The following is a 13,992-nucleotide window of genomic DNA, read 5'->3' on the forward strand; positions in this document are numbered from 1 at the left end:
GTGACGAATGACCCGACCGAAGCGGCTGCGCCGCCCGCCGACTGGGCGGCGCGCCTCCTCGCCTTCTGGTTCGACGACCATGGCATGGATGACTGGTACGGCGGCGGACCGGATTTCGACGCTGCGGTTCGCGAACTCGCCGCCGACTGGCGCGAGGCGCTGCGCGCGTTCCCTCCCGATGCATTCCTGACCGATCCCGACACGGCGCTTGCAGCCGTGATCCTGTTCGACCAGGTACCGCGCAACATATATCGGGGCAGCGCGGAGGCCTTTGCAACCGACAGCCTTGCCCGCGCGATCTCGCGCGGCATCACCGAAAGAGGGTGGGATCAGCATTGGCCCGACGAACGGCGGCAATTCGCCTACCTTCCCCTTCAGCACAGCGAAGACATCGGCGACCAGCGCGAATCGCTGCGCCTGTTTCACCAACTTGCGGACCCCATCTTCCACCAATATGCCCAGAAGCATTTCGAGATGATCGATCGCTTCGGCCGCTTCCCCCATCGCAACGCCGCGCTCGGCCGGGCAACCCGGCCGGAGGAAGAGGCGGCGATCGCCGAGGGCAGCCAATGGTGACGGATCGCGTGACAATCCTCCCTGTCGCCCGCTAGGCTGATCTTATGGCCGAATTCACCGACGCGCTGACCGACAAGCATGTCGCCTTCATCGAGCGCCAGCCGATGTTCTTCGTCGCGACCGCGGCGGCGGAGGGACGGATCAACCTTTCGCCCAAGGGTTATACCGGCAGCTTTCGCATCCTCTCCTCATCCCGTGTCGCTTTTCTCGACCTCGGCGGTTCAGGAAACGAGACGCACGCGCACCTCGCCGCTGACGGGCGCATTACCCTGATGTTCTGCGCTTTCGATCGTCCGGCCTGGATCCTGCGTATCTATGGCCGCGGGCACCCGGTGCTCCCGCAGGATGAAGGCTGGGCCGCACTCGCTGCTCATTTCACCTTGTTGCCCGGAACACGGCAGATCTTCGATATAGCGGTTGAGAGCGTTCAGACGAGTTGCGGTTGGGGCGTGCCAGTCATGGAACTCCAGCAGGAGCGCGACACGCTCCAGAAATATCATCGCCAGGCTGACCCGGCCGAATGGCTGGAGAAATTCGAGGGGCGAACGCGAAGCATCGATGGGCTGCCGACGCGCGCCACCGACCGCTATATCGCGGGCGACGCCTGATGCCGCTTGTCGAGCTTGTCCGCCTGCCGAACGGCGCCGAGGCCGAACTGCTGCGCGGGCGGCTCGAATCGGCAGGCGTGCCGGCGGTCTGTTTCGACGCCGGCATGAACATCGCCGACAGCGTGGGCCTGATGATCCCGGTCCGGGTCATGGTCTTCGACGAGGATCTCGACAACGCGCGGGCGCTGATGCTGGAGTTCGGTGCCTCCTAGGTGCAACCCGACCCTGCTCTTGTTCGTCCTCTTCCCACAACATCAAGAAAGCCGCCTTAGCCTCCCGATGATCAAGGTCGCCTCCTATAATATGCGCAAGGGTATCGGGCTCGACCGGCGCCGCGACCCCGCGCGCGTGCTATCTGTCCTTCGCGAACTCGATGCAGACGTCATCGCGCTGCAGGAGGCTGACCGCCGCTTCGGCACGCGCGCGAGCGCCATCCCCCCGCACATGTTCGAAGAGAATAGCGACTATGTGCCGGTCGACCTGCTGGGCGGCCGCCCCTATGCAATCGGCTGGCACGGCAACGCATTTCTTGTCCGCAAAGGCGTCGAGGTGGAGGAAAGCCACGCGCTCCACCTGCCGACGCTCGAGCCGCGCGGCGCGATCGCGGCGACGCTGCGCATCGGCGAGGCACGGCTGCGCGTGGTCGGCATGCACCTCGACATTTCGGGGCTCCGCCGCCGGCAGCAGGCGCGCGCCATCCTTGCCCATGTCTCGGAGGGCGAGGCGCTCCCCACCATCCTGATGGGGGATTGCAATGAGTGGCGCAATCGCGGGGGCTGCCTTGCCGATTTCGCCGAGCATCATCGGCTCGTCGACACCGGGCACAGCTTTCACAGCCGCCGCCCCGTCGCAAAACTCGACCGTATCTTTGCCTCGCCCGATCTTGAAGCGGTGGAGGCCGGGGTACACCAGAGCGCGCTTGCCGCGCGCGCCTCGGACCATCTGCCGATATGGGCACGGTTCCGGCGCGCCGGCTAGGGCATGCCTAAAATTTAGGCATATTCGCTGCGTCTCTGCCCAATTCGCGAAGCTTTCGTACTTCGCCTGGCAGAATTTCCTCATAAAATATCGCTGACGACCGCCCTCGCGCAATTTGGCACGGCTGTTGCAGCGCGACATGGTGCCATTAGCAAAAGGGGGCATCATGAAGCTGATCCTGGCTATCATCAAACCGTTCAAGCTCGACGAAGTGCGCGAAGCACTGACCGGGCTGGGCATCGCCGGCATGACCGTGACCGAGGTCAAGGGCTTTGGCCGGCAGAAGGGACAGACCGAAATCTACCGCGGCGCCGAATATGCGACCAACATGGTGCCGAAGGTGAAGATCGAACTCGTCTGCGACGACGCGCTTGCGCCGCGGGTCGTCGAAACACTCCAGCAAAGCGCCGGCACCGGGTCGATCGGAGACGGCAAGATCTTCGTCCTCGACGTGGGTCAGGCCGTGCGCATCCGCACCGGCGAGACCGGCGAGGCTGCTCTCTAATGAAGGGGGATTATATGACGTTCGCAAACAAGCTGGCGGCGAGCGCCGGGGCCGCGGGGCTCGCGCTGTTCGCCGCACTGCCCGCCTGGGCGCAGGAAGCGGCGGAGACGCCAACAATCGACACCGGCGATACCGCCTGGATGCTCACCTCGACCGTGCTCGTGCTCGCGATGATCGTGCCGGGCCTTGCGCTTTTCTATGGCGGCCTTCTTCGCACCAAGAACATGCTCTCGATGCTCACCCATGTTCTTGCGGTGACCTGCGTCGCGATGCTCGTCTGGGTCAGCTGGGGCTATTCGATCGCCTTTACCGAGGCAGGGCCCTTCTTTGGCAATCTTTCGAACCTCTTCTTGCAGAATGTTACCGCGGACAGCATTTCGGGAACTATCCCCGAATATGTCTTCATCAGCTTCCAGATGACCTTCGCGGCCATCACCTGCGCGCTTGTCGTCGGGTCGCTGGCGGAACGCGTGAAGTTTGCGGGGCTGATGGCCTTCGCCGTGATCTGGCTGACGATCGTCTATTTCCCGCTCGCCCACATGGTATGGTCGGCCGGCGGCTTCTTCTTCGAGAAGGGCGCGCTGGACTTTGCCGGCGGCACCGTCGTCCACATCAACGCGGGCGTGTCGGGCCTCGTCGGCTGCCTCATTCTGGGTAAGCGCATCGGCTACCTCAAGGAGGTGCTGGCGCCCCACTCGCTGACGATGACCTTCATCGGTACCGGCCTTCTGTGGGTGGGCTGGTTCGGCTTCAACGCGGGTTCGGCGCTGGGTGCCGGCAGCGGCGCCGGCTTGGCGATGATCAACACGCTCACCGCCACCGCCGCCGCGGCTGTTGCCTGGATGGTTGCGGAGAAGGTTGCGGGTCACAAGCCCAGCCTGCTCGGCGGCTGCTCGGGCGTCATCGCGGGCCTCGTTGCCATCACGCCCGCCGCGGGCTTCGCCGGACCGTTCGGGGCGATCGTCCTCGGCGCTGTCGCCTCGGTCATCGCCTATCTCTTCGTGACGGTCGCCAAGCCGAAACTCGGCTTCGACGATACGGCTGATGTTTTCGGTATCCACGGCGTTGCCGGCATCATCGGCTCGATCGGCGTCGCCTTCACCAACGCGCCGGGTTTTGGCGGACCTGGAGAAGCCGACTATGCGATCGGCGCGCAGCTCGGCACCCAGCTCTTTGCGACCGGCGTTGCCGTCCTCTGGGCAGCGGTCGGCTCGGGCATCGCCTTCTCGGTCGCCAAGCTCGTCACTGGGCTGCGCGTCTCCGAAGAGGTCGAACGCGAAGGCCTCGACCTCGGCGAGCATGGCGAGCGCGCCTATAATTACTGACGAATCAGGACACCCGCCGCCGGTTCTCCTCTTTCAAGGGCGGCGGGGTCCAACGGGGTTCCTCCTGCGAACCACTTGTGGCCGGGACCGACCAGTCCCGGCCTCTTTTTGTGCAATTCATGCAGCAAGATCCTTGCACAAAATGTGCGCAGCAGTGCCGCAAATTTAGGCCTTCCCAAGGTGACATTAATATGGCATTCATTGGGTCAACAGTTTCAGGAGAGGAGAGCCTGAAAGGCTGGGCCGGGACGAAAGTCCCGGCCCTCTTTTTTGTCCTCTCTGCGTGGCACGCAATCAACGCCTTGAAAATCCGCCAGTTTTTCAGAGGAAACGCTCCAGTCAAGGCAGTCTGCGTGCGCGCGAATCGGCACCTGCCCGCCCCGGGAAAAAAATTGTCGCCAGCTTGGGAACCAATGCGTCTTCAGCCGCGTTTCATGAACCTACTGGATCGAAAGAAAAGGTAGAATCTGGTTCGCGTCCTCGGACGGAACCTAGGGAAGCCCCGCCACAGAAATGTGACGGGGCTTACTCTTTTTTCGGCAACGCTCAGCTTGACATTTCCGATTGCGAGAACATGAAGGCATTCCCGTCCGGGTCATAGAAAGTGATCAGCCGCACGAGCCCCGGGACGTGCTGGATGTCACCGTCCTGCCGAACGCCCTCGGCGTCGAGATGCGCCTTTGCCGCTTCTATGTCGGCGACCTCGAACACGTTGGTCGCCCCGCCGCCCTGCATCACCGTTTCCAGTTGGCTCAGTCCGATATTGACCCCTGCCATCGGCGTTGAAAGCTCGCACCAGCCGATCTCGTCGACGCGATAAAGCAAGGCGCACCCCATGACCCGCTCGTACCAGGCGATCGAGGCGGTCATGTCGGTGACCCCCATCGAACAGGTCAGTTCGGATCCGATCTTGAGCGTCATGACACTGCCTCTCCCTTTCCATCGAAACCCGAGGTCTGCGGCCGCCCGCCGCGCCGACGGCGGCACCTTGGCGCCCTGTGCGGCCAACAAGAAGCCGAATCCCCCCCTTGCTCCTTTGGTTCGGTTTGTATAGTAACTTGCCAATGCCGTCAATTATGCCCGATCCGCTGCTTGCGGAGCTGTCCGGCCACCGCTGGCTGGTGCCGCTGCTCGCTGATCTTGGGGGCCATAAAGGCGCACGCTTCGTCGAACTGATCCACCGCCTTGGCCTGCCGCGCGACAGCCTGACGCGCACGCTGGAGGCGGCGACGAGGAACGGATGGGTGCAGCGGAACCCGGGTCATGGGCACCCGCTTCGACCCGAATATATATTGACCAAGGCTGGCGCCGACGCGGCAAGGCGCGCCGCGACGATCGCGGGGGCGCAGACAGAGCTCGGCCTGCCTCCGGGCGCCGCGACCCGCTGGGGCCTCCCGATCGTTGCGGGGATTCGGGTGGGTCATGACCGCTTCAATGCTCTCTCCCGCCTCCTCGCCCCTGCCAGCCCCCGCGCGCTTTCGCAGGGGCTGAAAGCGCTCGGCCGCCACGGGCTGATAACGCGCGATGTGATTGACCGGCGGCCACCGGTGAGCCGCTATGGACTCACGCGGCGCGGGGAATTGCTGGCGGAGGCCTGTCTTTAATCCCCGCCTGCTGAAGCCGGGGATAGGCGTCAGCCCAGCGCGGCCGCCACGAAATCCGCCGCACGCTCGCCGATCATGATGCTCGGCGCGTTGGTGTTGCCCGACACGAGCCGGGGCATGATGCTCGCATCGGCGACCCAGAGCGCGTCGATACCCTTAAGCTTCAGCGCCGGGTCGACCACCGCATCGCCGTCGCTTCCCATCCGGCACGTCCCGACCGGGTGATAGACGGTATCGGCGCGGCTGCGGATCAGCGCGTCGAGCGCGTCGTCATCGTCGAGGTTCACGGGATGCCGGTCCGCGCCCGCATAGTCGGAGAGCGGCGGCGATCCCACGATGCGGTGCATCATCCGCACGCCTGCGCGCAAGGTCGCGATGTCGCGCTCGTCGGTCAGGAAGCCGGGATCGATCCGCGGCGCCGCTGCGGCGTCGCCCGAGGCGAGCGTGACGCTACCCCGGCTTTCGGGCCTGAGCACGCAGGCATGGCACGAAAAGCCGTGCCCCTTCACCTTAGTGCGCCCATGATCCTCGAGCATCGCGGGGACAAAATGATATTGAATGTCGGGTGCGGGCAAATCGGGGCGCGATTTCCAGAAGCCGCCCGCTTCGGCAAAGCAGGTCGTCATGATGCCGGTGCGCCTCGTCCGATGCTCGAAAATCGCCTTCACCATCCGCCATGTACCGCCGAGGCTGTTGCCGAACGGCTCTCTCGAACGCGTCTCCCAGCTCGACACATAGTCAATATGGTCCTGCAGATTTGCGCCGACCCCGGCGCAATCGGCGATCACGTCGATACCATGGTCCTGAAGATGCGCGGCCGGTCCGATGCCCGACAGCATCAGGATCTGCGGGCTGCCGAATGCTCCGGCCGACAGGATGACGCCGCCCGCTGCGCGCAACGTTTCGCGTTCTGCTCCCTGCCGGATGACTACGCCGGTCGCACGGCCATTCTCGATCAGGATCCTTTCAACGAGTGCTCCGGTGCGGATCGCAAAATTGGCACGCCCGCGCAGTGGCTCGACATAGGCCCGCGCCGCCGACCAGCGCTCACCGGCCTTCTGCGTCACCTGATAGAGGCCAAAACCTTCGTTATTCGGCAAGTTGAAATCAGCGGTGCGCGGCAGTTGCAGCGCCGCGGCGCTTTCGACGAAGCGCCGGCTCGTCACATTGGGCCAGCGCTGGTCCATCACGTTCAGCGGCCCATCTGCGCCGTGAAAATCGTCGGCGCCGCGCTCATTGCCCTCGCTCCGTTTGAAATAGGGAAGCACGTCCGCGTAGGTCCAACCCGTCGCGCCCAGTTCGGCCCACTTGTCGTAATCGAACTGGTGGCCGCGGATATAAACCATCGCGTTGATCGCGCTCGACCCGCCAAGACCTCGTCCGCGCGGCTGGTAGCCGGTGCGTCCGCCGAGCCCCGCCTGCGGCACCGTCTCATATTGATAGTTCGACGCCTTGGGAATGAAGGGCATGAACCCCGGCGTCTTGATCCGGATCAGGTCGTTCGTCCCGCCCGCCTCAACGAGGCACACGCGCCGCGTTCCGTCCTCGGCAAGGCGACCCGCCGCCGCACTCCCCGCGCTGCCGCCGCCGATGACGATGATGTCGAACTGATCCATTCAGGCCCTCCCTCGAGCCGCCTTTCGGGCGGTCAACCGGATGCTTACATGAATGTCATTAGTCCAGGTGGCAAGCCCCTAGCCAATCTTGCCGCCCCCTCTCTTGGGAAAAGGAAAGGGCGCCCCGCATGGCACAGCCGCCCTTAAATCCGGCGACCGTCACGGCGAATTCTTCGGTATGTTGGCGACGGGCTTCATCCGTCCCGCCCGCATTCGGCAGCGGTTACTCTGCGGCTTCTTCAACCCGTCTGCCGGCCATCCAGCGCGCCTTGATCATGTCGCTGGTCATCCGGCTGCCGTCGTGGCTCCAGCCCGGTTCGCGCCACATATAGCTAAGCTTGTGCTGCCAGGGCGCGTTCCAGACATCCTTCGCGATCCCCACCCATTCGTGAAACGCCGCCCAGAGAATGTTGAAGCTCCCCAATTGCTTGACGATGCCGTAGCGCACCGGCTCGTCGTCGCGCTCGGGGACGAAGCTGCCGAGCAGCTTGTCCCAGATGATGAAGACCCCGGCATAATTGGCGTCGAGATAACGCGGGTTCACACCATGATGGACGCGGTGGTGCGACGGGGTATTCATCACCGCCTCGAACCATTTGGGCATCCGCCCAATCGCCTCGGTATGGATCCAGAACTGGTAGATCAGGTTGAGCCCCGCGCAGAAGAAGACCATGGCGGGCGGAAAGCCGATGAGGAACAAGGGCATACGGAAAAGGAAGCTCAGGCTGAAAAAACCTGTCCACGTCTGCCGGAGCGCGGTCGAGAGATTATAGTGCTGCGAGCTGTGATGGATGACATGGCTGGCCCAGAACCAGCGCACGCGGTGCGCGCTCCGGTGGAAGACATAATAGGCCAGATCGTCGAGGACGAAGCAGAGGATCCATGCCCACCACCAAGTCTGAAGCTCCATCCCGATGTCGAACAGGCGGAACTGATAGGCCCATAGCGCCGCGCCGACCACCGCCGCGCCGACCAATGCCCCCGCGACCTGGCTCACCGTACCGAGCATCAGCGAGGTCAGCGTGTCGCGCGCCTCGTAGCGCCTCTTGTCGCGGCGAAGCGAGACAATCATCTCGACGATCAGCAGCAGGATGAAGGCGGGGACTGCATAGACGACGGGATCGGGCAAATTATCCACGCACCACCTCCCGCATGCGCGACGCCCATACACCTGCTTCTTTCCCGAGCTGCAGCGTCACGGCGCCAAAGGTCCGTTCACGCGTGGTGAGCGTCAGGAAATCCTTGTCGAGCCGTCCTATCACGCTCGCATCGACCGGGCGCGCCGCGAAATGGTTGCCATGCGCACGGATCAGCAGCATTCGGCCCTCGGCATTCCGAACGATCGCGGCAAAGCCAGCGCGATCGCGCGCGACCTCGACGCCGCCAAACCCTGCCTCGGCTTCGTCCGCGAGGCGGATCGCATGTGCCGCATCCTCTATGCGCGGGTCGGCGCCCAGCCCCATCGCCCTCACCAGCCAGGCGATGAAGAGCACCGCCGCGAGCGATGCGCCGAGCTGAATCCAGACAGCCGCGGTCACTTTTCCCCCGCGAGCGCATCCATCATCGGTCGCAGCCCCGAAAGATCGTAACCCGCCTTCGCCGCAGCCGCACACAGTGCATCGACGTCATCGCCGGCGCGGGCACGCGCGAGCGCCCAGAGATGCGTCGAGCGCGTTCCCGAGCGGCAATAGGCGAGCACCGGCCCCGTCGCATCGGCCAGCAGCGTGTCGAGCGCGTCAAGCTGCGCATGGCTGAACCCCGCGTGGCCCACCGGTATCGCCGCATAGGCAAGTCCTTCGGCCGCGGCGGCCGACGCTATGTCCCCCCCCTGCGGAGCCGACGGATCTTCGCCATCGGGGCGATTGTTGATGATCATCGCGAACCCGGCGGCCTTCGCCTCCGCGATATCCTCAAGGGCAATCTGCGGTGCGACGCTATAGCCGGGGCTCAGGGGACGAAAATCGCTCATGCCCGCGATGTATAGGCCAGCCGCATTTGCTGACAAGCATGAAGCTACCCTTTCCCCGGAGGACCTCCCACCCGGATCGAGCGCCGGCAATATTAGAACTGCCGGATCACCGCGAGAAACGCATCGCCCCACGACTCCAGCTTGCGCGCGCCGACGCCCGGAATCCGCGCAAGTTCAGCGCGCGTCGACGGACGCGCGCTCGCCATCGCGCGCAGCGCCGCATCGTGGAAGACCACATAGGGGGGCACCCCGGCCTCCGCCGCCAGCTCGCGCCGCGCCGTGCGCAGCGCCTCGAAGAGCGGATCGCCGATGGGATTCGCCGCCTGCTCGCCGCGCGCCGCGCGTTTCCCCCGCCTTGCGGGCGGCTCCGCGATCATGACCGGCACCTCGCCCTTCATCACCGCACGTCCCGCCGGGCCGAACATGAGCCCGCCATGTTCGGTGGTCGCCAGCGCCTCGCGCGCCATCAGCGTGCGCACCAGCGGCTTGATCAACCGCGCCTCCTCACCCTCAACGAGGCCAAAGACCGACAATTTGTCGTGGCCGCGGCTCACGATCCGATCGTCGCCGCGACCCGTCAGCACCGCCTCGATGTGCGCCGCGCCATAGGACTGTCCGGTGCGATAGATCGCCGAAAGCAGCTTCTGCGCGAGCACGGTCGCGTCGACCTGTTTCGGGGGGTCAAGGCAATTGTCGCAATTGCCGCAATATTCGGGCGGGGCCTCGCCGAAATGGCGCAGCAGCAGCGCGCGGCGGCATTCGGCGGTTTCGACAAGCGCCGCGAGTGCATTGAGGCGCGCGCGCTCGCCAGCGAGGCGCGCCTCGGGAAGCTCGCCCAGCCGCATGCGCGCGCGCGCAAAATCCTCGGCCCCCCACAGCATCAGAGCCTCGGCAGGATCGCCGTCGCGTCCGGCCCGCCCGGTTTCCTGATAGTAGCTTTCGATCGACTTTGGCAGCCCGGCATGCGCGACAAAGCGCACGTCGGGCTTGTCGATCCCCATGCCGAAGGCCACCGTCGCCGTGACGATCCCATCCTCCGAGGCGACGAAATCATGCTGGACCTGTGCGCGCCGCTCGGCATCGAGCCCCGCGTGATAGGCGGCAACGGAACGTCCCGTCGCAGCGGCGAGCTTCGCAGCCATCCGCTCGGTGCCGTCCCGCGTCGGGCAATAGACGATTCCCGGCCCCGGGTTGGCGGCGATGAACTCGGCCAGCTGCCTGGCGGCGCCTATGCGCGGACCGACCCGGTAACGGATGTTCGGCCGGTCGAAACCTGCAAGCACCAGGCCGTCGGCCGGGATGCCGAGCTGGACCAGAATATCCTCGCGCGTGTGCTTGTCGGCGGTAGCCGTCAGCGCAAGCCGCGGAACGCCCGGAAAGGTATCGAGCAGGGGCCGCAGAAGGCGGTAATCGGGCCGGAAATCATGTCCCCATTCCGACACGCAATGCGCCTCGTCGATCGCGAACAATGCGGGCGCTCGCGCTTCCATCAGCGCGCGGAAGCCTTCACCCGTTGCACGCTCCGGCGCGATATACAAAAGGTCGAGCTGACCATCGCGGTACGCCTGGCGCGTATCGGCGAAATCGGCATCGACGCTCGTCAGGGAGGCTGCCCGAATTCCTGCCGCGCGCGCACCGCGAAGCTGGTCGTGCATCAGCGCGATGAGCGGCGAGACCACCACCACGCAGCCGGCAAGCGCAACGGCAGGAAGCTGGTAGGTCAGTGACTTGCCCGCCCCCGTCGGCATCACGGCCAGCGTATGCTCGCCCGCCATGACCCGCGCGACAACCTCGGCCTGTCTGCCGCGGAAATCGTCGAAACCGAAGGTGGATTTGAGGAGGGGAAGGAGGATGTCGGCGCTCATGGCGGGTGGGCGATAGGGCGGATGGCGATGCGGGGAAAGCCCTCTCCTGTCTACTTTGCGCGCACGTGAGCCGGAACCGCACCAGTGGGAGGGCATAACTCATCGCAGCGCGGCTTTCGCCCGAACGGCGCGCTCAGACCCGCGCCAGCAGCGCCCGCTCCGCCATCCGGGCAGCCGTTTCGCGTTCGGCCATCACGACATGGTCGGCGCCGTGACGGGCAATGTCGGTCACCTCCTCGTCCGAGTGCGCGCGCGCGACGATTACCAGCCTGGGATTGATCGCCCGCGCCCGCCGCACGATCGCCCCCGCCTCGACCCCTTCGGGAATCGCAATGAGAAGGGTCGAGGCGCTGTCGAGCCCCGCCTGGCGCAGCACGCTTTCGCTCGCGGCATTGCCGATGATCACTTTCGCCCCCGCCTCGCCCGCGGCTGCGGCACGATCCTTCTGGTCTTCGATCACCGTCAGGGCCTCACCCTTGCCGCACAGCAGATCGCCGATATGGCTGCCGACGCGGCCATAGCCTACCAGCACGGTACGCGCAGGAGCGGGCGCAGGGCGGGGCGCGGGCGCGGGCGCCGCCTCGCCTTCGGGCGCCTCGTCGGTGCGTATTCGCCGCACCGCAATCGTGAAGAAAAGCGGGTTCAAGAGGATCGAGAGGATCGACCCGGCGAGGATCAGGTCGCGTGCTTCTTCGGGCATCACCTTCAATCCGACGCCGAGCCCGGCGAGGATGAAGGAGAATTCACCAATCTGCGCGAGGCTTGCCGCGATCGTCATCGCAGTCTGCGAGCCGTGGCCAAAGGCGCGCACGATCGCATAGGCAGCGAGCGCCTTGCCGACGACGATGATTGCTACGGTTGCGACCAACGGGCCGGGATGTTCGGTAAGGACTTTGGGATCGAACAGCATGCCGACCGACACGAAAAAGAGCACCGCGAACGCGTCGCGCAGCGGCAGCGTTTCTTCAGCCGCACGGCGGCTCAATTGCGTCTCGCCGAGGATCATGCCGGCGAAGAAGGCACCGAGCGCGAAGCTTACATCGAACACCAGCGCCGCGCCGAAAGCGACGCCCAGCGCGATGGCGAGGACCGCGAGCCGAAAGAGTTCGCGCGACCCGCTATGCGCAACCCAATGCAGCACCGCGGGCAGGATCCGCCGCGCGACAATCAGCATGAAGGCAACAAAACCGATTACCTTGAGCGCGACGATTCCCGCCGACTGGAGGAGTCCTGCTCCATTCGCTTCATCGCCGCGCCCGCCGAACATCGCTGGCAGGAGGACGAGCGCGAGCACCATCGCCAGATCTTCGACGATCAGCCAGCCGACAGCGATGCGCCCCTTTTCCGTTTCCACCATGTCGCGCGCCTGCAGCGCCCGCAGCAGTACCACCGTGCTCGCGACCGATAGCGCAAGGCCGAATATGGCACTCCCCGCCAAGGACCAGCCGAGCGACAGGCCGAGCGCGATGCCGAGCCCGCTCGCCACCGCGATCTGTGCGATCGCGCCCGGCACCGCAATATTCCGCACCGCGAGCAGGTCCTTGAGCGAGAAATGCAGCCCCACCCCGAACATCAGCAAGATCACGCCAATCTCGGCGAGCTGGAGCGCGAGCCCGGTGTCGGCGACGATCCCCGGCGTGAAGGGTCCCACGAGAACACCGGCCAGCAGATAGCCCGCAATGGGCGAAATCTTCAGCCGGTGCGCAAGCGCACCCATCAGAAAGGCTACGCCGAGCCCGGCGACCACGGTTCCGATCAGGCTGGTGTCATGCGGCATAAGCCTGCGTAAAAGGCAGGGGCGCGCATGGTCAAGTAACTCAATTGTTTTTGTTGCGATTACCGGGTCAGGAACCGGTCGGGGCAGCGCTCGTTATCCTTCCAAGATCGGAAGGTCGCCCCATGCCCTACCCCTCGCTTCTCGCTGCACTGCTGATCGTCGCCGAGCCGCTGCCGCTTCCCGAAATTCCGGCGCGCATCGAAACTGCGCCTGCGACGACGAGTGGGGACGACCGCGCCGACGACCCGGCGATCTGGCGCAACCCTGAAGACCCGGCGAGAAGCCTGATTCTTTCGACGGACAAGAAGGCAGGGATCGCGATCCATGACCTTGCCGGACGCCTGTTGAGCTTTCAGCCGCTCGGCGATCTCAACAATGTCGACCTGCGCCCCGACGTGACGATCGCCGGTCAAAGAGCGACGCTCGTCGCCGCGTCGGACCGCAGCGACCGGGATCGTCCACGCCTCCGCCTCTTCCGCCTGGACCCGAATGCCCCGCGCCTCATCGAAATCGGCAGCATCGATCCGCCCGAGGGAGAGGCCTACGGTCTCTGTCTCCACCGCCGCGCTGGCGGCATTGATGCCTTCATGGTCTATGAAGAGGGAGTCGTCGAGCAGATTGCGCTCGACCTCTCGGGCCCCGCACCAGCGGGCCGCATCCTGCGCCAACACGACCTCGGCAGCCGCGCCGAAGGGTGCGCTGCCGATGATCGCACTGGCAAGCTCTATGTCGCCGAGGACAAGGTGGCGATCTGGCGTATCGACACCGATCCCGCGCACGCGATGGCACCGCAACGTTTTGCCGCTGTCGACGGGGTCAAACTTCACGACGATGTCGAGGGCCTCGCGGTCCTGCCGCGCGGCAAGGAGGGCGGCCTCCTTTTCGCCGCAAGCCAGGACGACGACAGTTTTGCCGTCTTCCGACTGCCGGATGGTGCCTATGCGGGCGGTTTCCGTATTCGGGGCGGCACAATCGACGGGACCGAGGACACCGACGGCATCGCGCTTGACCCGGGCAATTTCGGCTCGGACTGGCCCGGCGGCATATTCGCCGCACAGGACGGAAAGAACCGCGACGCAGCGGGCGAGCGCGCGCCCCAGAATTTCAAGCTGGTGCCGCTCGGCGACATATTGCGCGCGCTTGGCGAGGATTTGAGCCGGTGAGCCCGG

Annotated in this window: 15 protein-coding genes; 8 read left to right on the forward strand and 7 right to left on the reverse strand. The window is 65.2% G+C overall.

The features are described from left to right. The 6 genes from LH20_RS17845 to LH20_RS17870 all read left to right on the forward strand — a co-directional run bounded on the left by LH20_RS17845 (position 1) and on the right by LH20_RS17870 (position 3,992). Entirely contained in the window at positions 1-576 is a 576-nt protein-coding gene (locus LH20_RS17845; RefSeq protein WP_053555377.1) for a DUF924 family protein, read from the forward strand. Positions 577-620: 44 nt separating this feature from the next. Beyond that, positions 621-1,184 (forward strand): pyridoxamine 5'-phosphate oxidase family protein, encoded by a 564-nt coding sequence (locus LH20_RS17850; protein WP_053555378.1) that lies wholly within the window; start codon positions 621-623, stop codon positions 1,182-1,184. After that, on the forward strand, positions 1,184-1,396 hold the full coding sequence (locus LH20_RS17855) for a putative signal transducing protein (protein ID WP_053555379.1): 213 nt from the start codon (positions 1,184-1,186) through the stop codon (positions 1,394-1,396). Before LH20_RS17850 ends, LH20_RS17855 begins: the two co-directional genes overlap by 1 nt. A gap of 67 nt (positions 1,397-1,463) precedes the next feature. Continuing rightward, entirely contained in the window at positions 1,464-2,162 is a 699-nt protein-coding gene (locus LH20_RS17860) for an endonuclease/exonuclease/phosphatase family protein (RefSeq protein WP_053555380.1), read from the forward strand. 166 nt (positions 2,163-2,328) lie between these two features. Next, positions 2,329-2,667 (forward strand): P-II family nitrogen regulator, encoded by a 339-nt coding sequence (locus LH20_RS17865; RefSeq protein ID WP_003043080.1) that lies wholly within the window; start codon positions 2,329-2,331, stop codon positions 2,665-2,667. Between the two features lie 14 nt (positions 2,668-2,681). Next, positions 2,682-3,992, forward strand: a complete 1,311-nt coding sequence (locus LH20_RS17870; RefSeq protein ID WP_053556360.1) for an ammonium transporter — start codon at positions 2,682-2,684, stop codon at positions 3,990-3,992. Positions 3,993-4,538: 546 nt separating this feature from the next. On the opposite strand, the gene LH20_RS17875 is transcribed toward LH20_RS17870, so the two are convergent. Then, complete coding sequence (locus tag LH20_RS17875; protein WP_053555381.1) at positions 4,539-4,913, reverse strand: VOC family protein; 375 nt, start codon at positions 4,911-4,913, stop codon at positions 4,539-4,541. Positions 4,914-5,068: 155 nt separating this feature from the next. On the opposite strand from LH20_RS17875, the gene LH20_RS23605 reads away from it, so the two are divergent. Further along, entirely contained in the window at positions 5,069-5,596 is a 528-nt protein-coding gene (locus LH20_RS23605) for a winged helix-turn-helix transcriptional regulator (protein ID WP_053555382.1), read from the forward strand. A 29-nt stretch (positions 5,597-5,625) separates the two neighbouring features. Here the strand turns inward: LH20_RS23605 and LH20_RS17885 are convergent, their stop codons facing one another. The 6 genes from LH20_RS17885 to ybaL all read right to left on the reverse strand — a co-directional run bounded on the left by LH20_RS17885 (position 5,626) and on the right by ybaL (position 12,823). Beyond that, positions 5,626-7,212, reverse strand: a complete 1,587-nt coding sequence (locus LH20_RS17885; RefSeq protein WP_053555383.1) for a GMC family oxidoreductase — start codon at positions 7,210-7,212, stop codon at positions 5,626-5,628. Between the two features lie 223 nt (positions 7,213-7,435). Next, positions 7,436-8,341 (reverse strand): sterol desaturase family protein, encoded by a 906-nt coding sequence (locus tag LH20_RS17890; protein WP_053556361.1) that lies wholly within the window; start codon positions 8,339-8,341, stop codon positions 7,436-7,438. Between the two features lies 1 nt (position 8,342). After that, positions 8,343-8,750, reverse strand: a complete 408-nt coding sequence (locus tag LH20_RS17895) for a hypothetical protein (RefSeq protein ID WP_053555384.1) — start codon at positions 8,748-8,750, stop codon at positions 8,343-8,345. Further along, positions 8,747-9,181 (reverse strand): TIGR01244 family sulfur transferase, encoded by a 435-nt coding sequence (locus tag LH20_RS17900; protein WP_053555385.1) that lies wholly within the window; start codon positions 9,179-9,181, stop codon positions 8,747-8,749. Before LH20_RS17900 ends, LH20_RS17895 begins: the two co-directional genes overlap by 4 nt. Before the next feature lie 92 nt (positions 9,182-9,273). Then, positions 9,274-11,046 (reverse strand): DNA helicase RecQ, encoded by a 1,773-nt coding sequence (gene recQ / locus LH20_RS17905; RefSeq protein ID WP_053555386.1) that lies wholly within the window; start codon positions 11,044-11,046, stop codon positions 9,274-9,276. A 133-nt stretch (positions 11,047-11,179) separates the two neighbouring features. Further along, positions 11,180-12,823, reverse strand: a complete 1,644-nt coding sequence (ybaL, locus tag LH20_RS17910; RefSeq protein ID WP_053555387.1) for a YbaL family putative K(+) efflux transporter — start codon at positions 12,821-12,823, stop codon at positions 11,180-11,182. A 122-nt stretch (positions 12,824-12,945) separates the two neighbouring features. Here ybaL and LH20_RS17915 point away from each other — a divergent pair, with 122 nt between their 5' ends. After that, positions 12,946-13,986: a phytase gene (locus tag LH20_RS17915; RefSeq protein WP_053555388.1), complete on the forward strand. Its 1,041-nt coding sequence runs from the start codon at positions 12,946-12,948 to the stop codon at positions 13,984-13,986. Positions 13,987-13,992: the final 6 nt, after the last annotated feature.

Origin of the sequence: Sphingopyxis sp. 113P3, from assembly GCF_001278035.1 — a bacterium.
GTDB lineage: Bacteria > Pseudomonadota > Alphaproteobacteria > Sphingomonadales > Sphingomonadaceae > Sphingopyxis.